Origin of the sequence: Aeromonas sp. S18(2024) (assembly GCF_041402525.1) — a bacterium.
GTDB classification, from domain to species: Bacteria; Pseudomonadota; Gammaproteobacteria; order Enterobacterales; family Aeromonadaceae; genus Aeromonas; species Aeromonas enteropelogenes.
On record NZ_JBGLQV010000005.1, the window covers coordinates 98,419 to 118,947 of the forward strand.

16 protein-coding genes are annotated in these 20,529 nt (G+C 61.7%); 8 read left to right on the forward strand and 8 right to left on the reverse strand.

Translation table 11 applies throughout. The features are described from left to right. Window positions 1–61: 61 nt before the first annotated feature. The 4 genes from ACB034_RS10400 to cysG all read right to left on the reverse strand — a co-directional run bounded on the left by ACB034_RS10400 (window position 62) and on the right by cysG (window position 5,676). The gene (locus ACB034_RS10400) at window positions 62–1,786 is read right to left on the reverse strand and encodes an SLC13 family permease (protein WP_371172782.1); all 1,725 of its coding nucleotides are present in this window, start codon (window positions 1,784–1,786) and stop codon (window positions 62–64) included. A 4-nt stretch (window positions 1,787–1,790) separates the two neighbouring features. Continuing rightward, window positions 1,791–3,218 (reverse strand): sulfate adenylyltransferase subunit CysN, encoded by a 1,428-nt coding sequence (gene cysN / locus ACB034_RS10405; RefSeq protein ID WP_371172783.1) that lies wholly within the window; start codon window positions 3,216–3,218, stop codon window positions 1,791–1,793. An 11-nt stretch (window positions 3,219–3,229) separates the two neighbouring features. Next, complete coding sequence (cysD, locus tag ACB034_RS10410; RefSeq protein ID WP_371172784.1) at window positions 3,230–4,138, reverse strand: sulfate adenylyltransferase subunit CysD; 909 nt, start codon at window positions 4,136–4,138, stop codon at window positions 3,230–3,232. 104 nt (window positions 4,139–4,242) lie between these two features. Next, window positions 4,243–5,676, reverse strand: a complete 1,434-nt coding sequence (gene cysG / locus ACB034_RS10415; protein ID WP_371172785.1) for a siroheme synthase CysG — start codon at window positions 5,674–5,676, stop codon at window positions 4,243–4,245. A 256-nt stretch (window positions 5,677–5,932) separates the two neighbouring features. On the opposite strand from cysG, the gene ACB034_RS10420 reads away from it, so the two are divergent. The 3 genes from ACB034_RS10420 to nadA all read left to right on the forward strand — a co-directional run bounded on the left by ACB034_RS10420 (window position 5,933) and on the right by nadA (window position 8,596). Beyond that, window positions 5,933–6,856, forward strand: a complete 924-nt coding sequence (locus tag ACB034_RS10420; RefSeq protein ID WP_042071176.1) for an SPFH domain-containing protein — start codon at window positions 5,933–5,935, stop codon at window positions 6,854–6,856. Continuing rightward, window positions 6,853–7,308, forward strand: a complete 456-nt coding sequence (locus tag ACB034_RS10425) for an NfeD family protein (protein ID WP_342013217.1) — start codon at window positions 6,853–6,855, stop codon at window positions 7,306–7,308. The genes ACB034_RS10420 and ACB034_RS10425 overlap by 4 nt, the downstream gene beginning before the upstream one ends. 214 nt (window positions 7,309–7,522) lie before the next feature. Further along, a complete protein-coding gene (gene nadA / locus ACB034_RS10430; RefSeq protein ID WP_371172786.1) occupies window positions 7,523–8,596 on the forward strand; it encodes a quinolinate synthase NadA in 1,074 nt (357 codons plus the stop codon). 59 nt (window positions 8,597–8,655) lie between these two features. Here nadA and ACB034_RS10435 read toward each other — a convergent pair whose 3' ends face one another. Further along, complete coding sequence (locus ACB034_RS10435; protein WP_371172787.1) at window positions 8,656–9,522, reverse strand: D-hexose-6-phosphate mutarotase; 867 nt, start codon at window positions 9,520–9,522, stop codon at window positions 8,656–8,658. 85 nt (window positions 9,523–9,607) lie between these two features. After that, window positions 9,608–10,603, reverse strand: coding sequence for a type I glyceraldehyde-3-phosphate dehydrogenase (gene gap, locus ACB034_RS10440; RefSeq protein WP_026457038.1), 996 nt, complete (start codon window positions 10,601–10,603; stop codon window positions 9,608–9,610). A gap of 345 nt (window positions 10,604–10,948) precedes the next feature. Here gap and malQ point away from each other — a divergent pair, with 345 nt between their 5' ends. The 4 genes from malQ to msrB all read left to right on the forward strand — a co-directional run bounded on the left by malQ (window position 10,949) and on the right by msrB (window position 18,009). Further along, window positions 10,949–13,138, forward strand: coding sequence for a 4-alpha-glucanotransferase (gene malQ, locus ACB034_RS10445; RefSeq protein ID WP_371172788.1), 2,190 nt, complete (start codon window positions 10,949–10,951; stop codon window positions 13,136–13,138). 82 nt (window positions 13,139–13,220) lie between these two features. Next, window positions 13,221–15,398, forward strand: coding sequence for a 1,4-alpha-glucan branching protein GlgB (glgB, locus tag ACB034_RS10450; RefSeq protein WP_371172789.1), 2,178 nt, complete (start codon window positions 13,221–13,223; stop codon window positions 15,396–15,398). Then, window positions 15,398–17,554, forward strand: a complete 2,157-nt coding sequence (gene glgX / locus ACB034_RS10455; protein WP_371172790.1) for a glycogen debranching protein GlgX — start codon at window positions 15,398–15,400, stop codon at window positions 17,552–17,554. The genes glgB and glgX overlap by 1 nt, the downstream gene beginning before the upstream one ends. A 68-nt stretch (window positions 17,555–17,622) precedes the next feature. Beyond that, entirely contained in the window at window positions 17,623–18,009 is a 387-nt protein-coding gene (msrB, locus tag ACB034_RS10460; RefSeq protein WP_042026974.1) for a peptide-methionine (R)-S-oxide reductase MsrB, read from the forward strand. Between the two features lie 80 nt (window positions 18,010–18,089). On the opposite strand, the gene chrA is transcribed toward msrB, so the two are convergent. After that, on the reverse strand, window positions 18,090–19,232 hold the full coding sequence (gene chrA / locus ACB034_RS10465; protein WP_371172791.1) for a chromate efflux transporter: 1,143 nt from the start codon (window positions 19,230–19,232) through the stop codon (window positions 18,090–18,092). 125 nt (window positions 19,233–19,357) lie between these two features. Next, window positions 19,358–19,801 carry an NUDIX hydrolase gene (locus ACB034_RS10470; RefSeq protein WP_371172792.1) on the reverse strand — a complete coding sequence of 148 codons (444 nt, stop codon included), beginning with the start codon at window positions 19,799–19,801 and terminating at the stop codon, window positions 19,358–19,360. Between the two features lie 310 nt (window positions 19,802–20,111). Between ACB034_RS10470 and ACB034_RS10475 the strand changes: the two genes are divergently transcribed. After that, window positions 20,112–20,429, forward strand: a complete 318-nt coding sequence (locus tag ACB034_RS10475; protein WP_042026978.1) for a hypothetical protein — start codon at window positions 20,112–20,114, stop codon at window positions 20,427–20,429. Window positions 20,430–20,529: the final 100 nt, after the last annotated feature.

Here is a 20,529-nt window from a genome sequence, read left to right on the forward strand (position 1 = left end):
GTGCCATGGTCGTCGTGTATTCCTATTCCCAGCAAGGCACCAAGACCCCAGTTGCGCCGCCTTAAAACGGAAACAGCAGGGGCACCATGACGATCACCCCGATGCTGTAGGCCAGGGAGACCGGCAGGGCCAGCTTGAGGTAGTCCGGCATCCGGTAATTGCCCGCCGCGTACACCATCAGATTGGTCTGGTAGCCGTAGGGCAAGATAAAGCTGGAACTCGCCCCGAACAGCACCGCCAGAATAAACGGCATGGTGGAGACATCCATGCTGAGCGCCAGCTGATAACCCATGGGGAAGGCCAGGGCGGCGGCGGCGTTGTTGCTCATCAGCTCGGTCAGCACCAGGGTAAACACATAGATGCCGATAAAGGCGATGATGGGACTGGCGCCGTTGAACTCCCCCATCAGCCAGTCGGCAATTAGCTTGGCCAGGCCGCTCTTTTCCAGCTGATCGGCGATGGCGAGCGCCCCGCCCACCACCAGCCAGATATCCAGGGGAAAGCGGCGGCGGATCTCGTCCAGGGTCAGGATGCGTGAAAACAGCAGCACTACCAGCATCATCAGCAACCCCTTGAACAGCGGCACCAGATCGAACACCGACAGCGCCAGCACCCCGAGGAAGCCCAGCACCACGGCGGCGCTGCGTTTGGCATCGAGCCGGGTCGAGGCTTCCAGCCCGCTCACCACCAGAAACTCCCGGGAGAGAGACTTGTTGCCGGCGAACTTGGGCCCCGGCGCCAGCAGCAGGGTATCGCCGGCGTGCAGTTCAATCTGGCCGAGGCCACCGGTAAGCTGGGTTTCGCCGCGGCGCACCGCCAGCACCACCGCATCGAAGTGGGTGCGAAACTCGGCATCCTTGATGGATTGCCCCACCAGCCGCGAGCTGTGGCTGACGATCACCTCCACCAGATGTTGGCCGTTGAGCCGGTGCTGGCCATAGAGATCCAGCCCCTTGAGCTCCTGCAACACGCCGACGCTCTCCACATCGCCGCAAAACAGCAGCATATCCCCCTCATGCAGCTCGTGTTCCGGCTGCACCGGGCAGATCACCTGATCGCCACGGATGATCTCCGCCAGATAGAGGCTTTTGAGGCTGCGCAGGCCGTTCTCCTTGACGCTGCGCCCGGCCATGGGGGAGCCGGGGCCCACCTTGGCCTCGAGAAAATAGCCGGATTCCCGGCTCATCTCGGTGTCCTGCTCCGGCAGATGACGGGCAAACAGCAGCACGGCGATAAGGCCGGTCAGCAGGGTCCCCGCCCCCACCATAAAGAAGTCGAACATGCCGAGTGGAGGAACCCCCATCTTGACCAGAAAGCTGTTGACGATCAGGTTGGTGGAGGTGCCGATCAGGGTCAGCACGCCGCCAAAGGTCGCCGCGAAGCACATGGGCAGCAACAGCCGTGAAGGGGCATGATTGGGGTTGCGCTTGACCGCCCCCAGCATGGAGGCCACCACGGCGGTGTTGTTGACGAAGGCCGACAGGAAGGCGGTGGAGAACCACACCTTCACCAACACCTTGTTGAACGAGCCTGTGCCCACCAGGTTGGCGAACCAGCTCATGACCCGGGTCTTTTCCACCGCCAAGGAGACCAGCAGCAGCAACACCAGGGTCAGCAGGGCGCTGTTGGTGTAGCCCGCCACCACGGCGTTGATGTCCGCCAGCCCGCTCAGATAGGTGATGAGCACGGCGCCCGAGAAGAGCTGCGCCGGCCGGAGTTTGCCCTGGATCAGCAGGACGACGAGGGCAGCCAGCAGACCCAGCACCAGAGATTGTTGCCAGGTCATGGCCTTACTCCTTGTTGCCGTCGTTGCCGATGGCCAGTGCCTGCCAGTGGGGGAAGTGCTTGCGCACCAGGGCGTTGAGTTCGATCTCGAACTCGCTGTATTGCCCTTTCACTGCTTTCGCGGCCAAGCCTTCCACTATCATGCCGGCGCCAACGGTAACGTTGGTCAGACGGTCGATCAGGATAAAGCTGCCGGTATCGCGGATCTCCTGGTACGGGTCGAACGCCACCGGGTCGGTCAGGCTCAGTTCGCACAGGCCGATCTCGTTGAGCTTCAGTTCGCTCGCATCCAGCTCATCGAGCTTGTTGATCTCGATACGGTGGCGAATGGCCTCCACCTGACCACGGCTCTTCTTGGTGGCCAGCTTGACGTCATAGACCCGGCCCGGTTGCAGGGACTCCTCCCCCATCCAGACGATGTGGGCCAGCACGTTCTGGGTCACTTGCGGACGCTTGGCGGCATCCACCAGCAGATCGCCCCGGCTGATGTCGATTTCGTCGGCAAAGGTCACAGTGATGGCCTGACCCGGCAGCGCATAGTCGAGATCCCCGTCGAAGGTGACGATGCGGGTTACAGTGCTCTCTTTGCCGGACGGCAGCACAGCCAGCCGATCGCCAACCCGCAGAATGCCGGAGGCCAGGGTCCCCGCGAAGCCGCGAAAATCGAGGTTGGGGCGATTCACGTACTGCACCGGCAGGCGCACCGGGTGGCGCTCCAGCTCGCGCTCTACCTCGGCAGACTCTAGCAATGAAAGCAGGGTTTCACCTTCGTACCAGGCCAGCTTGTCGCTTGGGTTGACCACGTTGTCACCGTCCAGCGCCGAGACCGGCACGATATGGATGGTGTCGACGCTGAGCTTCTTGGCAAATTCGCGATATTCGGCGCTGATGCGCTCGAACACCTCCTGGCTGAACTCCACCAGATCCATCTTGTTGACCGCCACCACGAACTGCTTGATGCCAAGGAGGCTGGCGATAAAGCTGTGGCGGCGGGTCTGATCCAGCACTCCCTTGCGGGCGTCGATCAAGATGATGGCCAGATCGCAGGTGGAGGCGCCGGTGGCCATGTTGCGGGTGTACTGCTCGTGGCCCGGGGTGTCCGAGATGATGAATTTGCGCTTGGCAGTAGAAAAATAGCGGTAGGCCACGTCGATGGTGATGCCCTGCTCGCGCTCCGCCTGCAGGCCGTCTACCAGCAGCGCCAGATCCAGCTTCTCGCCGGTGGTGCCGAGCTTCTGGCTATCGGACTCCAGCGCTTTGAGCTGATCTTCATAGATCTGCTGGGAGTCGTGCAGCAGGCGGCCGATGAGGGTGCTCTTGCCGTCGTCCACGCTGCCGCAGGTGAGAAAGCGCAGCAGGCTCTTGTGTTGCTGGGCGTGCAGGTAGGCTTCAATGCCCTGTTCGCTGATAGCAGTCTGAATATGGTTGTTCATGTTGCGATTCCTTAGAAATATCCCTGACGCTTCTTCTGCTCCATGGAGCCGGCCTGATCGTGGTCGATGAGCCGCCCTTGCCGCTCGCTCGAGGTGGTAATCAGCATCTCTTCGATGATCTCCGGCAGGGTGGTGGCATTGGATTCGATGGCCCCGGTCAGCGGGTAGCAGCCGAGAGTACGGAAGCGCACCAGCTCCTGCTTCACCTCGTCATCGGCGGTCAGCGGCATGCGCTCGTCGTCCACCATAATCTTGATGCCATTGCGTTCCACCACAGGGCGGTGAGCCGCGAAATAGAGCGGCACTATGTCGATGTTCTCGAGATAGATGTATTGCCAGATGTCCAGCTCGGTCCAGTTGGAGAGGGGGAAGACCCGGATGCTCTCCCCCTTGTTGACCTGGCTGTTGTAGACGCGCCACAGCTCGGGGCGCTGGTTTTTCGGATCCCAGCGGTGGGATTTGTCACGGAAGGAGTAGACCCGCTCCTTGGCACGGGACTTCTCCTCGTCGCGGCGGGCACCGCCGAAGGCGGCATCGAAGCCATATTTGTTCAGCGCCTGCTTGAGCCCCTCGGTCTTCATGATGTCGGTGTGCTTGCCGCTGCCGTGCACGAAGGGATTGATGCCCATGGCGAGCCCGTCCGGGTTCTTGTGGACGATGAGATCCAGCCCGTACTTTTTGGCGGTCTCGTCGCGGAACTTGATCATCTCCTTGAACTTCCAGTCGGTGTCGACATGCAGCAAGGGGAAGGGGATATTGCCCGGATAGAAGGCCTTGCGCGCCAGGTGCAGCATGACGGAGGAGTCCTTGCCGATGGAGTACATCATCACCGGGTTTTCGAATTCGGCAGCCACCTCGCGGATGATGTGAATGCTCTCGGCTTCCAGCTGCTGCAAGTGGGTCAGTCTTTCACGGTCCATGTCGGGTCCTCGGGTCATTGCTAACACGCCAGGTCAGGGCGCGGTGTTGGTTCAATTCACGGCCGCAGTGGCGGCAGCGTCAATTCGCTTCTCTATGCCGGCGCTCAGGCCAGCTTTACCAGCTTGAGATCGCAGCCATCGAGATCGCTGCGCCCCGTGTTCTGTTCATATCCCTCGCCAAACCAGGCCAGCCGTTCGCGCAAGGCCACCACCTCGCCGATGACGATAAGGGAGGGGCTCACCGCCTGAGCGGCCAGCTCGGCCAGATCCGCCAAGGTGCCGGTCAGCACCCGCTGCCGCGCCGTGGTGCCGCGCTCTATGATGGCGATGGGGGTGGTGCTGCTTCGGCCATGGCTCACCAGCTGCTGCTGGATATGCTCGGAGCGCATCAGCCCCATGTAGATCACCAGAGTCTGGCTGGTGGCGGCGAGCTGCTGCCAGTCGGGCTCCTTGCCCTCTTTCTGGCAGTGGCCCGTGATAAAAACGGCGCTCTGGGCATGGTCGCGGTGGGTGAGCGGAATGCCGGCATAGGCGGTGGCACCGGCGGCGGCCGTGATGCCGGGCACCACGGAGAAGGGGATGCCTTCGTCTGCCAGCACTTCCAGCTCTTCGCCACCACGGCCGAACATGAAGGGATCCCCCCCCTTGAGCCGCACCACCCGGTTGCCCGCCCTGGCGTATTCCACCAGCAGGCGATTGGTCTCCTCCTGCGGCACGCTGTGAGCGCCGGCCTTCTTGCCGACCGATACCAGGGTGGCGTCGCGGCGCACCAGGTCCAGGATCTCGGCGGAAACCAGCTGGTCATAGAGCACCACTTCGGCCTGCTGAATCTGTTGCAGCGCCTTGAGGGTCAGGAGGCCCGGATCGCCGGGGCCCGCCCCCACCAGCACCACCTCGCCCACTTCGCTTTTCGCATGGTCGAGCCCCTGGTTCAGCCACTGCTCGGCCCCTTGCCAATCTTCTTTCTCAATCAGACCGGCCAAGGTGTTGGAGGCAAAGGCGCGCTCCCAGAAGCGGCGACGATCGGAAATCGATGAAAGCACCCGCTTGGCCTTGTCGCGCACCCGGCCTGAGAGCTCGGCCAGACCGCCGAGATGGCGCGGCAGCAGGCTCTCCAGCCGCTCGCGCAGCAGGCGCACCAGCACAGGCGCCTTGCCGCCGCTGGAGACCGCCACCATGATGGGGCTGCGATCGATGATGGAGGGGAAGATAAAGCTGGAGCGCTTGGGATCATCCACCACATTGACGAACAGACCGAGCTGGTTGGCGCTCTGATAGACCAGGGCGTTCACCTCGAGGTCGTCGGTAGCGGCCACGGCCAGCAGTTGGCCGGCCAGGTGGGCCGGGCGGAAACGCTCGGCCAGATGGGTGAAGCGACCGGCAAATTCGTCGAATGCAGGTTCAAGCTTGGGAGAGACCAGGGTCAGCCTGGCACCGGCCGCCAGCAGCAGGCGCGCCTTGCGCAGGGCAACCTCGCCCCCGCCCACCAGCAATACCGGGCGACCGTCCAATTTGGCAAACATCGGCAAATAATCCATTTTGCATCTCTCCATACCTGATGAGCGCACTCTATCGGGATGGCTAAGCGCGATAAAATAATAAAGAACGTTCATTTATATCTTTTGGGAATATACTTTGCCGCAGGATGGCAAATCAGGGGGAGCGCGATGCCCTTGAATAGAGGGTGCAGAAAAGAAGATTGCGGGTAGCGAAATGCCCGGCATGCCGCGGGTGACTGGTGCTTTCACCGTGCGGGGTATAGTCTATCGAGACACATTGAAACGGAGTCAAATGATGAATGAATCATTGATTGTGCTGGGAATTTTCATATTCCTGGTGATCGCCACCCTGAGCGCCGGGATCAAGATAGTGCCGCAGGGTTACAACTGGACCGTGGAGCGCTTCGGCCGCTATACCCGTACCCTCACCCCCGGTCTCAACCTGCTGATCCCCTACATAGATCGCATCGGCCACAAGATCATCATGATGGAGCAGGTACTGGACATCCCGGCACAGGAGGTGATCTCCCGCGACAACGCCAACGTCACCATCGACGCCATCAGCTTCGTACAGGTGGTGGATGCCCGCAAGGCAGGCTATGAAGTGAACGATCTGACCAGCGCCATCCGCAACCTCACCATGACCAATATGCGTACCGTGCTGGGCGCCATGGAGCTGGACGAGATGCTCTCCCAGCGCGACACCATCAACGAGAAGTTGCTGCGCACCATGGATGCCGCCACCGCCCCCTGGGGGATCAAGGTGACCCGCATCGAGATCAAGGATGTGCGTCCGCCGCTGGCGCTGGTAGAAGCCATGAACGCCCAGATGAAGGCCGAGCGCCAGAAACGGGCCGAAGTACTGGAAGCCGAAGGGGTTCGCCAGTCCAAAATTCTGAAAGCCGAGGGGGAGAAGCAGTCCCAGATCCTTAAAGCCGAGGGTGAGCGTCAGGCCGCCTTCCTCGCCGCCGAGGCGCGGGAGCGGGCAGCAGAAGCAGAAGCCAAGGCGACCCATATGGTGTCAAAAGCCATCGCCGAAGGGGATCTACAGGCCATCAACTACTTCGTGGCCCAGAAGTACACCGAGGCGCTGGCCCGCATCGGTGAAGGCCCCAACAGCAAGGTGGTAATGATGCCGCTGGAGGCGGGCAGCCTGATAGGCTCGGTGGCCGGCATGGCCGAGCTGTTCAACAAAGATGGCAAGGGCGGCAAACCATGACAGCCCTGTTTGAGGGGCTGACCTACTGGCACTGGCTGGGACTCGGCTTCGTGCTGCTGGCCATCGAAGTGCTGGGGTCGGTGGGCTTTCTGCTCTGGACCGGCATCGCCGCGCTGGAGGTAGGCCTGCTGCTGCTGGTGTGGCCCTTCGGCTGGCAGGCTCAGCTGCTGCTGTTCGCGGTGCAATCCCTGCTCACCACCTGGGCCTGGTGGCGCTGGCAGCACCAGCGGGATCGCTCCGGCCAGGATGCCGCCGCCCCCATCAACGAGCGGATGCAGAGCTATCTGGGGCGCGAACTGACCCTGCTGGATGATGTCAATCAGGGCACGAGCCGGGTCCATCTGGACGACACCGTCTGGACGGTGCGCTGCAACCAGCCACTCCCGGCGGGCAGCAGGGTTCGGGTGACGGGGTACGACTCCCATATCCTGCTGGTCGAGCCCCTCCCCTGAGGGCTTTCGACGACTGACACCAAGCCCGCCATCGCGCGGGCTTTTTGTTGGTCAATATCCATGGCAGCCCTTCATCAGTAACGGACGACTCCCCCACCCGATGAAATAACGTCGGGATATGTCGAGCTCCGCACAAGGGCCGATTTGTTGATGGGTTTGTGCCCAGCTTCTGGTTATAATTTTTGCCTTTCCAAGCGTTGATGGAACAGTCGCAATGAGCAATGCACTGAGCAGTATCCCGCCGGTAGTCGAGATGGACTACCCGTTTCCGGCCAAACCGGTTCCCCTGAGCGCCGAGCAGAAGACGACCCTGATCGCAGACATCAAGGCACTGCTCAAGGAGCGTCAGGCCGTGCTGGTCGCCCACTACTACACGGATCCCGAGATTCAGGCGCTGGCCGAAGCCACCGGTGGCTTCGTCGGAGATTCCCTAGAGATGGCCCGCTTTGGCCGGGATCACGCCGCCCAGACCCTGATCGTGGCCGGCGTGCGCTTCATGGGGGAGACCTCCAAGATCCTGAGCCCCCACAAGCGAGTGCTGATGCCGACTCTGGAGGCCGAGTGCTCCCTCGATCTGGGCTGCCCCATCGAGCAATTCTCCGCCTTCTGCGATGCCCATCCCGACCATACCGTGGTGGTCTACGCCAACACCTCGGCGGCGGTCAAGGCGCGGGCTGACTGGGTGGTGACCTCCAGCATAGCGCTGGAGATCGTCGAGCATCTCGACAGCCAGGGCAAGAAGATCATCTGGGGCCCGGATCGCCATCTCGGCGCCTACATCGAGAAGAAGACCGGCGCCGAGATGCTGCGCTGGCAGGGGCACTGCATCGTCCACGACGAGTTCAAGGCCCGCGCCCTGCGCGATCTGAAAGCGCAGAATCCAGATGCCGCCGTGCTGGTGCACCCGGAGTCCCCCGCCTCTGTCATCGAACTGGCCGATGCGGTGGGCTCCACCAGCCAGCTGATCAAGGCAGCCAGGGAGCTGCCCCAGCAGAAGCTCATCGTGGCGACCGATCGCGGCATCTTCTACAAGATGCAGCAGGCCTGTCCGGAGAAAGAGATGGTGGAAGCCCCGACCGGTGGTGATGGCGCCACCTGCCGCAGCTGCGCCCACTGCCCCTGGATGGCGATGAACGGCCTGGTGGCCATCAAGTCCGCCCTCACCGATGGTGCCGAGCGCCACGAAATCCATGTGGACGAAGCCTTGCGGATCAAGGCCCTGATCCCCCTCGATCGCATGCTGGACTTTGCCGCCGAACTCAAGCTCAAGACGCAGGGCAATGCCTGATGACGAAATACAAAGAGGGCTCCCGCGGGAGCCCTCTTGTTATATGACTTGCCAGACGATCAGATGATCACGGTGGAGAGGCTGTGCTCCTCGTCGGGGGCGACGGTGACGCCCGCCTCGCCGGCGATGGCCGCTTCGACGCACAGCATGGTGCGATAGCCGTCGTCGCTCATGTCGGCCATGGCGGTGGCCCCTTCCAGCCAGGGAGTCCAGACCACCACGCTGTCATGGTTGCCACTCACCACCCGGATCTCGCGCTCACCATCCTTGACGCTGACCAGCGCCTCGGGCTGCCAGTAGACGCGATCCAGCGGGCCGTTCAGGGTCAAGGCCCCCTGCTGCTTGCCATCCTGACCGGTCAGCTTGTCGGCATAGGGTTCGCCCAGCCCGCTGACAATGACGGCTTCCGGCTGGCTGATCGCCAGGTAGGTGTGTAAGGCGCCGCTGTAGACGAGGGGCTGGCTGCCAGTGTTGCGGGTGGTCAGCACCAGGGAGAGCTCCTTGCCCACCAGCACGTCCAGTTCCAGCTCGAAGGCATGATCCCACTGGGTACGGGTCGCCTCGCTGTCGCGCAGGGAGAGGTGCACCAGGGTACCGTCGGCGTGATCGGAGACGCCGTCCAGGGTCCAGAGGCTGGTGCGGGCAAAGCCGTGGGAGGGTTTGCCGCTACCGACGCGAGCCGGCGCCGGGCCGAACCAGGGCCAGCAGAGGGGAATGCCGCCACGGATGGGCTTGCTGCCATCCAGCACGGCCTTGTCACTCAACCAGATGGAGGTGGGTTCGCCATGGCGCTGATAACTCAGCACATGGGCGCCGAACAGGCTGATCTCGGCCCTGGCGCTGTCATTGCTGATAGTGAGAACGGGCAGACCGGCCGCATTGTTGGCGAGCTGGCAGTTGGCGGTCAGGGGGCGAATGGATTGCATGTGGACTCCTGTCATCATGGGAACCGAAAAACAAAAAGGCGGCCAGTGGCCGCCTTTTTCAAGCTACGCGATTGCGCATCCCAAATTACTTGGAGATGTGAGCGATCAGATCCAGAACCTTGCTGGAGTAGCCCATTTCGTTGTCGTACCAGGATACAACTTTAACGAATTTGTCGGTCAGCTGGATACCAGCCTTGGCGTCGAATACGGAGGTCTGACGCTCACCCAGGAAGTCGGTAGAAACCACTTCGTCTTCGGTGTAGCCCAGAACGCCCTTCATGGCGCCTTCGGAAGCAGCTTTCATCGCTTCGCAGATTTCTGCGTAGGTGGCAGCTTTCTTCAGGTTAACGGTCAGGTCAACAACGGATACGTCCGGAGTCGGAACACGGAAAGCCATACCGGTCAGCAGGCCTTTCAGTTCCGGGATAACTACGCCAACAGCCTTGGCAGCACCGGTAGAGGACGGGATGATGTTCTGAGCCGCGCCGCGGCCACCGCGCCAGTCTTTGGCAGACGGACCATCAACGGTCTTCTGGGTAGCAGTGGTAGCGTGAACAGTGGTCATCAGGCCAGACTCGATACCGAAGGTGTCGTTCAGTACTTTGGCGATCGGAGCCAGGCAGTTGGTGGTACAGGAAGCGTTGGAAACGATGTCCTGGCCAGCGTAGGTAGCGTGGTTAACGCCCATAACGAACATCGGGGTAGCGTCTTTGGACGGACCAGTCAGAACAACTTTCTTGGCACCGGCAGCGATGTGCTTGCGAGCGGTCTCGTCGGTCAGGAACAGACCGGTAGCTTCGGCAACAACGTCAACACCGATTTCGTTCCAACGCAGGTTGGCCGGGTCACGCTCAGCGGTAACACGTACGGTTTTGCCGTTAACAACCAGGTTGCCGTCTTTAACTTCAACGGTACCGTTGAAACGACCGTGGGTGGAGTCGTACTTCAGCATGTAAGCCATGTAGTCAACGTCGATCAGGTCGTTGATACCAACAACTTCGATGTCGTTGCGCTCGCAAGCCAGACGGAATACGAAACGACCGATACGGCCAAAACCGTTAATACCTACTTTGATAGTCATATTTAGTTACCTAACTGTTCAGTAGTCAAAGAAAATTCCGCTTGTAAATTTACTAGAACTCTACGGTGAGTCAACCAACATTCGGTCCGAAATTGCGCTATATCATGAAAAACTGTGAAATTTATTTTCTGTTTATGTAACTGATTACCGTACTTTGACAAAAAAACATCCTGTTTGCCCCCTTCGCAATTATCAACAATAGTGCCTACTCGGTCACACAACCATAACGACAGATATGTAAAAATGAACGCGGTTTAGCATGGCCAAAGAGCCACTGTTCAAGTACCACCCATAAAAATTAATCAAAATAGTATAGATAGAATCCACAGCGGGAATTCTCAAACTATGACCACCCTGATCGAACAGCTGGCTGCCGCAAAAGGCATCGCCAGCGAGTATGTCGATGCCTGGGGCCAACCGGCCCAGGTGTCTGAAGAGAGCAAGGCCGCCATGCTGGGCGCCATGGGCTATCGCGTCGATGACGAAGCCGCCCTGACCGAGCAGCTGGAGCAGGAGCACCGCCAGCACTGGCTGCGCGCGCTGGACCCCGTGATGGTGGTTCGCACCGGCGAGCCGGTGACCCTCGAAGTCCGCCTTCCCATCGAATTCGTCAATGACGCCCTCACCTGGCAGCTCCAGCAGGAGCAGGGGGCCGTGCTGTCCGGTCAGTTCACCCCCATCGAGGGCGAGCTGGTCGGCGTCGCCGAATTCGAGGAGATGGAGTGCCAGGCCTATCGCGTCACCCTGGCGATGACCCCGGAGCTGGGTTACCACCAGCTGGTGCTGCTGGAAGAGGGCAATGACGAACCGCTCGCCACCATGCGTCTCATCGTCGCGCCCAAGGCTTGCTACAAGCAGCCCCCCATTGCCAATGGCCGCAAGGTATGGGGCCCGAGCGTTCAGCTCTACTGCCTGCGCAGCCGCCATAACTGGGGTATCGGTGATTTCAGCGATCTGGGCCAGCTGGTCGAGAAAGCGGCCGCCTGGGGGGCCCACTTCGTCGGCCTCAACCCCATCCATGCCCTCTATCCGGCCAATCCGGAGAGCGCCAGCCCCTATAGCCCTTCATCCCGTCGCTGGCTCAACGTCGCCTATATCGACGTGGCAGCCGTCCCCGAATTCCAGGGGAACACAGGCCTCAAAGCGGAAGTGGCAAGCCCCGCCTTCCAGCAGCGCCTGACCGAGCTGCGCGCCAAAGAGAACGTCGACTACACAGGCGTCATCGAAACCAAGATCGCCATGCTGCGCCAGGTGTTTGACCAGGCCAAACTCAGCGCCGAACGTCAGGCTGCATTCGACAGCTTTGTCGCCGCCGGTGGCGACAGTCTGCAACAACAGGCCACCTTCGATGCCCTGCAGGCTCACTTCTACGCCAAGGGCGAAAACGCCTGGGGCTGGCCGGTGTGGCCCGAGGCCTTCCGTGACTACCACAACCCTGCGGTCGCAGCCTGGGCCTCGGAACACCAGCAGGATGTGGCCTTCTACCTGTATCTGCAATTCCTCGCCGACGAGCAACTGGCCCAGGCCGATGCCCGCGCCAAGGCCGCCGGCATGGTGATGGGGATCTACCGGGATCTGGCGGTGGGTGTCTCCGAAGGCTCTACCGAGATCTGGGCCAACCAGGATCTCTACTGCCCGAAAGCTTCGGTCGGTGCGCCGCCCGATATTTTGGGTCCCCTCGGTCAAAACTGGGGCTTGCCCCCCATGAATCCGAACCAGCTGTTCGAAGCCGCCTATCAGCCGATGGTGGATCTGTTTCGCGCCAACATGCGCTCCTGCGGCGCCCTGCGCATCGACCATGTGATGGCCTTGCTGCGCCTGTGGTGGGTACCGCCCGGAGAGTCCGCCGCCAAGGGCGCCTACATCTACTACCCGGTCAACGACCTGCTCGGCATCCTGGCCCTCGAATCCCACCGCAATCAATGCCTGCTGATCGGCGAGGATCTCGGCACTGTGCCGGAGGGGATCGACGTGACCCTGAAGGAGAACGGCGTCCACTCCTACAAGGTGTTCTTCTTCGAGCGCTCCAAGGAGGACGGTGGCTTCATCTCCCCGGCCCACTACGCCGAGCAGGCGATGTCGGCCCTGACCACCCACGACATGCCGACCCTCAAGGGCTTCTGGCATTGCGACGATCTGGCGCTGGGACGCGAGCTCGGATTGTATCCGGATGAAGACGTTCTCAAGACCCTGTATGCTGATCGCCACCAGGCCAAACAGCGGATCCTCGACAGCCTGCACGCCCACAATGTCATCTCTGACAACATCAGCCGTGACGTCAACTGGGTTGGCATGAATACCGAGCTCAACCATGGCCTGCAGATCCACATGTCCCGTGGCAGCTGCGCCCTGTTCAGCACCCAGCTGGAAGACTGGCTGGAGATGGACAAGCCGGTCAACGTGCCGGGCACCAGTTACGAATACCCCAACTGGCGCCGCAAGCTCTCCGCCGACCTGGAGGATATTTTTGCCAATGAGGCGCTCAAGGCGCTGGCCGGCCAGATGAGCCGTGCCCGTGATGAGGCCAGTCGTTGAGCCGCTGTCGCGCACAGCTGACTCACCTCAATCCGCTCCGGCGCTGGCCGGAGCGGATGATCTGTCATGAAAGGAAATCTCGATGCTCGTTGAACGTTTGGTTGCTGCCCGCTGTTCCGATCCCTTCTCTCATTTAGGCCTGCAGGCCAATCCGGATGGGCCCGGCCTCAAACTGACCGCCTGGTTGCCTGATGCCACCGAAGTTCGCGTCAGGGACCTCAAATCGGGCAAAGTTGTTGCCACCCTGGCGTCCTCCGATGACACAGGTCTTTTTGAAACTGTTTTCACCCGCCGCAAGAACCCCTTCCCCTACCAGCTGATCGTCAGCTACCCGAATGCCACCACCGACGTCATAGACCCCTACCAGTTCCAGGACGCCGCCTGGGAAGGGCTCGCCGAACTGACCTATCAGCCGGAAAACCTCTACCACACTCTGGGCGCCCAGTTGCGCACCGTGGAACATCTCGGCCAACGGGTGGAAGGGGTTCGTTTTGCGGTCTATGCGCCGAGCGCCACCTCGGTGAGCCTCATCGGCGACTTCAACTTCTGGGATGGCCGCCGCCATCCGATGCAGCGCAGTCTGTGCGGCCACTGGGTGCTGTTCGTGCCGGGTCTCAAGGCCGGGGAGCGCTACAAGTTCGAACTGAAAGACCCCATGGGCAACCGCCTGCCGCACAAGAGCGATCCAGTGGGCTTCTATTGCGAGCAGTACCCGTCGTTCGCCTCCGTGGTCTATGACCATGATCAGTACCAGTGGCAGGATACGGACTGGGTGGCGAGCCAGCGCAACGACAAGCGCGAGCAGCCCATCTCCATCTACGAACTGCATATCGGCTCCTGGAAGCGCCACTCCAACGGCGACAGCCTGAGCTGGCGCGAGCTGGCGGTGGAACTGGTCGACTATGTGCGGGAGATGGAGTACACCCACATCGAGCTGCTGCCGGTCTCCGAACACCCGTTCAGTGGCTCCTGGGGCTATCAGCCGGTGGGCATGTTCTCCCCCACCAGCCGTTATGGCAGCGCAGACGACTTCAAGTTCTTCGTCGACAGTTGCCACCAGGCCGGGATCGGCGTCATCCTCGACTGGGTGCCAGCCCACTTCCCCTCCGATGCCCATGGCCTGGCCCGCTTCGACGGCACGCCGCTGTACGAGTACGAGGATCCGCGCCGTGGCTGGCACCCGGACTGGAACTCCTACATCTACGATTTCGGCCGCGATACGGTACGCCAGTTCCTGGTGGCGAGCGCTCTTTACTGGCTCGACAAGTTCCACGTCGACGGCCTGCGGGTGGATGCGGTCGCCTCCATGCTCTATCTGGACTACTCCCGCAACGCCGGCGAGTGGGTGCCGAACGTCGATGGCGGCAACCACAACTACGAGGCGATCAGCCTCTTGAAGTGGACCAACGAGGAGGTGTACGGCAAGTATCCTCACGCCATGACCATCGCCGAGGAGTCCACCGCCTTTGCCGGGGTTTCGCGCCCCACCTTCCTGGGTGGCCTGGGCTTTGGCTTCAAGTGGAATATGGGCTGGATGCACGACACCCTCACCTACATGCAAAAAGAGCCTATTCACCGCCGTTATCACCACAACGACATGACTTTCTCCATGGTGTACCACTATGACGAGAACTTCATTCTGTCGCTCTCTCACGACGAGGTGGTGCACGGCAAGCACTCATTGCTCTACAAGATGCCGGGGGATGAGTGGCAGCAGGCGGCAAACCTGCGCGCCTACATGGGCTTCATGTATGCCCACCCGGGCAAGAAGCTCAACTTCATGGGCACCGAGATCGCCCAGAGCAACGAGTGGAACCACGATGCCCAGTTGCCCTGGCACCTGCTGCAATACCCCAAGCATGCCGGCCAGCAGCGGCTGATCCACGACCTCAACCACCTCTATCGCCACGAACCGGCCCTCTATCAGGCCGATTACGAGCAGACCGGCTTTCGCTGGCTCGATCACAACGATGCCGACAACAGCATCTTTGCCTGGCTGCGGGCGGACAAGGAGGGCGAGCAGGCCATCATGGTCGCGGCCAACTTCACCCCGGTTCCCCGCACCGACTATCGCCTCGGCGTACCGGCGGCGGGCCACTACCGGGTGGTACTCAACACCGACAGCGAGTATTACTGGGGCAGCAACTATGATGTGGGTCTGGTGTTCGCCGCCGAGCCAACCCCCTGGCAGGGGATGGCGCACAGCATAGTGCTGGATCTGCCGCCTTTGGCGACCTTGTTTATCAAACAGGAGTCCTGATGCTTGTGATGGAAAAAGGGTCGGGCCACCCCCTGGGGGCCCGTCTTGATGAGGCAGGTTGCCACTTCTGCGTCTGGGCCCCCCAGTCGGACAGGGTGGAACTCTGCCTGTTCGACGACAACGAGCAGGAACAGGCACGGCTCGAACTGCCTGGCCGACGCGGCCAGTACCGATTCGGCTATGTGCACGGCGTAAAAGCCGGCCAGCGTTATGGTTATCGGGTGCATGGCACGCCCCAGGAGGGGATGCTGTTCGATCCGGACAAGCTGCTGATCGACCCCTATGCCCGGGCCCTCAGCCGTCCCCTCTACTGGGACGACGCCCTCTATCAGGGAGACAGTGCGGCCATGATGGCCAAGTCGGTGGTGGTGGATGACGCCTTCGACTGGCAGGGGATCGGCAAGCCTGCCATCGAACCGGCCCGCACCATCCTCTACGAGGCCCACGTCAAGGGCTTTACCCGCCAGCATCCGGGGATCCCCAAAACACTGCAGGGTACCTATCTTGGCATCAGCCACCCGCTGATGATCGAACACATGAAGTCCCTCGGCATCACCTCGGTGCAGCTGATGCCAGTGGCGGCCTTCATGTCCGAACCCAGGCTCGAGCAACTGGGGCTCAGCAACTACTGGGGTTACAACCCCGTCGCCTTCTTCGCCCCCGAACCGCGCTACAGCGCGCATACGGGCGAGGCGGTGACCGAGTTCAAGACCATGGTGCGCGAGCTGCACAAGGCCGGGCTCGAGGTGATCCTGGACGTGGTCTACAACCACACCGCCGAATCGGGCTTCGACGGTCCCATGCTGTCGCTCAAGGGATTCGACAATGCGGGCTACTACGCCTTCGAGGCGGGCCCGCACGGCCCCGACTACAGCCGTCACGCCAACGTGACCGGCTGTGGCAACAGCGTCAATCTGGATCATCCCAACCCCCTGAGGCTGGTGCTGGATGCCCTGCGCTACTGGGTCACCGAGATGCAGGTAGATGGCTTTCGTTTCGATCTGGCGGTGACACTGGCGCGAGAGGCGGGCGAGTTCGATCCCATGGGCGCCTTCTTCAAGGCATTGATGGCAGACCCTGTGCTGTCACAAGTCAAGCTTGTCGCCGAACCCTGGGACATAGGCCCGTTCGGTTATCGCCTCGGCCAATTCCCGAGCCAGTGGCTGGAGATCAACGATCGCTATCGCGACACGGTGCGCGCCTTCTGGCGTGGCGATGCAGGCAAGATGGGGGACTTTGCCACCCGGCTGGTGGGCTCGCGGGATCTCTTCCCGAAGAACTGGCGCGCGCCCCACTCCAGCGTCAACTACCTATGCTATCACGACGGCTTCACACTGGAGGATCTGGTCTCCTACAACCAGCGCCACAATCAGGCCAACGGCGAGGACAACCGGGACGGCCACGGCAACAACCTCTCCAACAACTACGGCGTGGAGGGGCCGACCCTGGATCCGCGGGTCAACAACCTGCGCCAGCAGCAGAAACGCAACATGATCGCCACCCTGCTGCTCTCCCAGGGCACGCCGCACTTCCTGGCCGGTGACGAGATGGGGCGCAGCCAGCTTGGCAACAACAACGCCTATTGCCAGGACAACCAGATAAGCTGGGTCAACTGGCAGTGGCGCCCGGAAGACGAGCGGCTGTTTGCCTTCACCCAGCAGATGATGGCATTGCGGGCAGAGTCCGAGGTCTTCTCCAATTTGCAGCTGAGCGACGACAGCTGGAATGGTGCCCCCGCCAGCTGCCATCAGGTCAACTGGTATCACCCGGATGGTCACCAGCTCACCGATCAGGACTGGCACGCCCCCATGGGCCAGGCCTTTGCCATGGATATCGGCATGATCACCTGCCCCGGGGAGCGCTGGTACGTGCTGTTCAACGCCAGCGACTACGACATCCAGTTCCGCCTGCCTCCGCCCGGCGAGGGGATGGAGTGGATCCAGACCATAGACACGGCCACCAACGATGGTCTGCCGTTTCTGCCTGACGACATCAAACGCCAGGTGGCGGTCAGCCGGGCCCACTCCCTCAAGCTGCTGGAACGGATCGTGCGCGATGAGCAGGCAGAAGAAGCCTTGCCCCATGAGGAGGCGCATCTTCCCGCCACCGTGGTGGCGCCGCCTGCCAACCCGATCACAGATGCGGGCAAACCATAACAGGCATGCTGGAGTCAGCTTTACAGAGCCGCTATGCTGGGCACCGTTATCAGTGGCGAGGAGTCGGAATGAGCAGTAACAACCCCGAACAGTGGCGCGACAAGCTGAGCGCCGAGCAGTTTCACGTCTGCTGGGAGAAAGGCACTGAGCGCCCCTACAGCGGCGCCCTGCTGCACAACCGCAAGAGTGGTGACTACCTGTGCGTTTGCTGCAAAAGCGTGCTGTTTCACTCGGATGCCAAGTTCGACTCCGGCTGCGGCTGGCCTTCGTTCGACCGGGCCATCGAAGGGACTGTGACCTACACCGAAGACAACAGCCACGGCATGAAGCGGGTGGAGATCACCTGCAGCCAGTGCGGCTCCCATCTGGGCCACGTCTTCCCGGACGGCCCGACCGAGACCGGCCAGCGTTACTGCGTCAACAGCCTGAGCCTGGACTTCGATCCCGAAGCCTGAGCAAGCCATCCCGAGCAATAAAAAACGGCGCCCCTGACATCAGGGGCGCCGTTTTTACTGGGCTCCAGTCATGTCCACCATCAGGCCAGCAGCAGGGCGGCCCCCACCAGCAGGCCGGCCATGGCCAGAATGGGCAGCTTCACGACCCTCAGCAGATAGAAAGCGATGGCGGCCAGCGCCAGATCCGTTGGCGCCAAGACGGCACTCTGCCACACCGGCTGATAGAGGGCGGCCAGCAGCAGCCCCACCACGGCGGCATTGATCCCCGTCACCGCCCCCGCCAACCTGGGGTTGGCCAGCCAGCTCTGCCAACAGGGCCCCATGGCCCACAGCAGCAGAAATCCCGGCAGGAAGATGGCCAGCGTCGCCAGCAGGGCCCCCGCAAACGGCGCTGCAGGCAACAGCTGGGCACCCAGGTAGGTGGCCAGGGTAAACATGGGGCCCGGCACCAGCTGGGCCAGGCTGTAGCCGGTCAGAAACTGCTGCTGGTTGAGGGTATGTCCCACGCTCTCCTGCAGCAGGGGCAACACTACGTGACCGCCACCAAACACCAGGCTGCCAGCCTGATAGAAATCGGCGGCCAGACGGCTGGCGGGATCCGTTGCCAGCAGTGGCAGACCGAGGAACAGCAGGGCAAACAGCAACAGGGTCGGCCAGTGCGGCTGGCGCCGCTCGCCAGCCTGCGGCGCCGCCGCCATTGCGCCCTCCCCCTGACGTGCGCAGAGCAGGGCCGCGCCCGCCAGCATGACCAGCTGGGTCAAGAGGCCGGGTTGCCACCAGAGGGCGGCGGCGGTCACCACCATGATCCCCTGTTGCAGTACCGTCTTGCAGAACTGGCGACTCATGGTGAGCACGGCATCGGCCACCACCACCAACGCCAACAGCTTGAGTCCGTGCAGGGCGGCCTCCAGCCAGAGGTTGTCAGTGAGCAGGCCCACGCCGATGGCGGCGGCCAGCAGCAACACAAAGGAGGGGAGCGTAAAGCCGATGAAGGCTGCCAGGGCGCCCGCAAGACCCGCACGGTGGCGGCCGATGGCAAAGCCAAGCTGGCTGGAGGCGGGTCCCGGCAGCAGCTGGCACAGGGCCAGTAACTGGGCGAACTCGGCCTGGGTCAGCCAGCGCAGCCGTTCGACGAAGGTGCGCTGAAAATAGCCGATATGGGCGGCCGGCCCACCGAAACTGACGCAACCCAGCCACAGAAACTGAATAAACACCTGCCCCACGCCACCACTCCTGTCTTGTTATAAAAGGCACTGGCGGGATGATATGACAAAGGGATGAATGTTTTATGACTATTCGGGTGATCCCGCTGGCAAATCGCAGTGAACGGTCAGCCGGCAGGCGATGGTTATGATGCCTCCTGGCCTGACTGTGGCAGATAGCAGCGCCCCGCCAGCCAGCAAGCGATGGATTGGCGACTGGCATCGAAATGAGGCTCGGGCAGCGTGCGAGGATCGCACCAGACCCAACCCTCGCACTTTTCCGGCTCCAGCAGTTGCGGCTCGCCTGCCACCTCGGCCAGCAGGGTGACCGAGATGTAGTGCAGCCCGCTCTCGCGCCAGGTCTCCAGGTTGTTGGTCACCGCGATGACCCTGGGGTCGCTGATGACAAACCCCGTCTCTTCGGCCACCTCGCGAATGGCTGCCGACTCGAAGCTCTCTCCCAACTCCAGATGGCCGCCCGCAATGGACCAGTAAGGGGCGTGGCTCCCCTTGCGTTTGCCGAGCAGCACCTGGCCCTGGCTGTTGGTCAGGATGACGCCGACACCGACGCGGGGATAGGGAGTGGCCATACGAGAAGCTCCTTGCGATACGACAACATGAACGGGGCCCACCTTAGACCCAATGACACCAGGGGGCAAGTGCCAAGCGGCCCTGTCGATACGGCTTGGCGCGCCATTGCCACGGGATTGAATAACCCGGCAATGGCGCGAATGGTAGCGAAAACCGCCAGCTGGTGTGATCCATTCATCATAAAATGACAAAATCTGGCCACAGAATGGTTTTTTTCGCGATCTCGCCTGCACTTTGCCAACCTGTTCATGGTGCGCTCAGTTTTCTCTTCCCATACTGGCCCTGCAGTTCCAAAAGAGGAGAGACAAGATGCAGTCATCATTGGTCGGGCTCTCCATTCTGTGGGGGCTAGCCAGCTTTGGTGTTCAGGGGGATTTCATCGAGAGCCGTGATTCCGTTGCGCCATCCTGGCAAACCGAGTCCAGAGTGGAGATGGAAGGTTATCTGATCGAATCGCTGGGGGATGATCGCTGGCTGTTCGACAACGGCAGCGAGAGCCTGCTGGTCTCCCTGCCCGAGGGGCAGTGGGTGCAAAGTGGTGAGCGGTTGCGCCTGAGTGGCGAACCGCAACAGGAGCCGTCAGGCTGGCTGCTGCAGGTAGAGGACATCAGCCAGGTCAGCGTCTGACCGCCGGCGAGCGCAACCGCTATTGCTTGCTCGTACTCACCATCACCAGAGTCTCAATAAAATCAAGGCGCCAATGGCGCCTTGATCTCTTTATGCCGTG

What these genes read in the sequence shown, in the direction of transcription:
- cysN (WP_371172783.1), bottom strand. Translation starts at nt 3,218, where the DNA reads ATGAACAACCATATTCAGACTGCTATCAGCGAACAGGGCATTGAAGCC.
- ACB034_RS10420 (WP_042071176.1), top strand. Translation starts at nt 5,933, where the DNA reads ATGAATGAATCATTGATTGTGCTGGGAATTTTCATATTCCTGGTGATC.
- malQ (WP_371172788.1), top strand. Translation starts at nt 10,949, where the DNA reads ATGACCACCCTGATCGAACAGCTGGCTGCCGCAAAAGGCATCGCCAGC.
- ACB034_RS10475 (WP_042026978.1), top strand. Translation starts at nt 20,112, where the DNA reads ATGCAGTCATCATTGGTCGGGCTCTCCATTCTGTGGGGGCTAGCCAGC.
- glgX (WP_371172790.1), top strand. Translation starts at nt 15,398, where the DNA reads ATGCTTGTGATGGAAAAAGGGTCGGGCCACCCCCTGGGGGCCCGTCTT.
- ACB034_RS10435 (WP_371172787.1), bottom strand. Translation starts at nt 9,522, where the DNA reads ATGCAATCCATTCGCCCCCTGACCGCCAACTGCCAGCTCGCCAACAAT.
- glgB (WP_371172789.1), top strand. Translation starts at nt 13,221, where the DNA reads ATGCTCGTTGAACGTTTGGTTGCTGCCCGCTGTTCCGATCCCTTCTCT.
- nadA (WP_371172786.1), top strand. Translation starts at nt 7,523, where the DNA reads ATGAGCAATGCACTGAGCAGTATCCCGCCGGTAGTCGAGATGGACTAC.
- msrB (WP_042026974.1), top strand. Translation starts at nt 17,623, where the DNA reads ATGAGCAGTAACAACCCCGAACAGTGGCGCGACAAGCTGAGCGCCGAG.
- ACB034_RS10470 (WP_371172792.1), bottom strand. Translation starts at nt 19,801, where the DNA reads ATGGCCACTCCCTATCCCCGCGTCGGTGTCGGCGTCATCCTGACCAAC.
- cysD (WP_371172784.1), bottom strand. Translation starts at nt 4,138, where the DNA reads ATGGACCGTGAAAGACTGACCCACTTGCAGCAGCTGGAAGCCGAGAGC.
- ACB034_RS10425 (WP_342013217.1), top strand. Translation starts at nt 6,853, where the DNA reads ATGACAGCCCTGTTTGAGGGGCTGACCTACTGGCACTGGCTGGGACTC.
- cysG (WP_371172785.1), bottom strand. Translation starts at nt 5,676, where the DNA reads ATGGATTATTTGCCGATGTTTGCCAAATTGGACGGTCGCCCGGTATTG.
- gap (WP_026457038.1), bottom strand. Translation starts at nt 10,603, where the DNA reads ATGACTATCAAAGTAGGTATTAACGGTTTTGGCCGTATCGGTCGTTTC.
- ACB034_RS10400 (WP_371172782.1), bottom strand. Translation starts at nt 1,786, where the DNA reads ATGACCTGGCAACAATCTCTGGTGCTGGGTCTGCTGGCTGCCCTCGTC.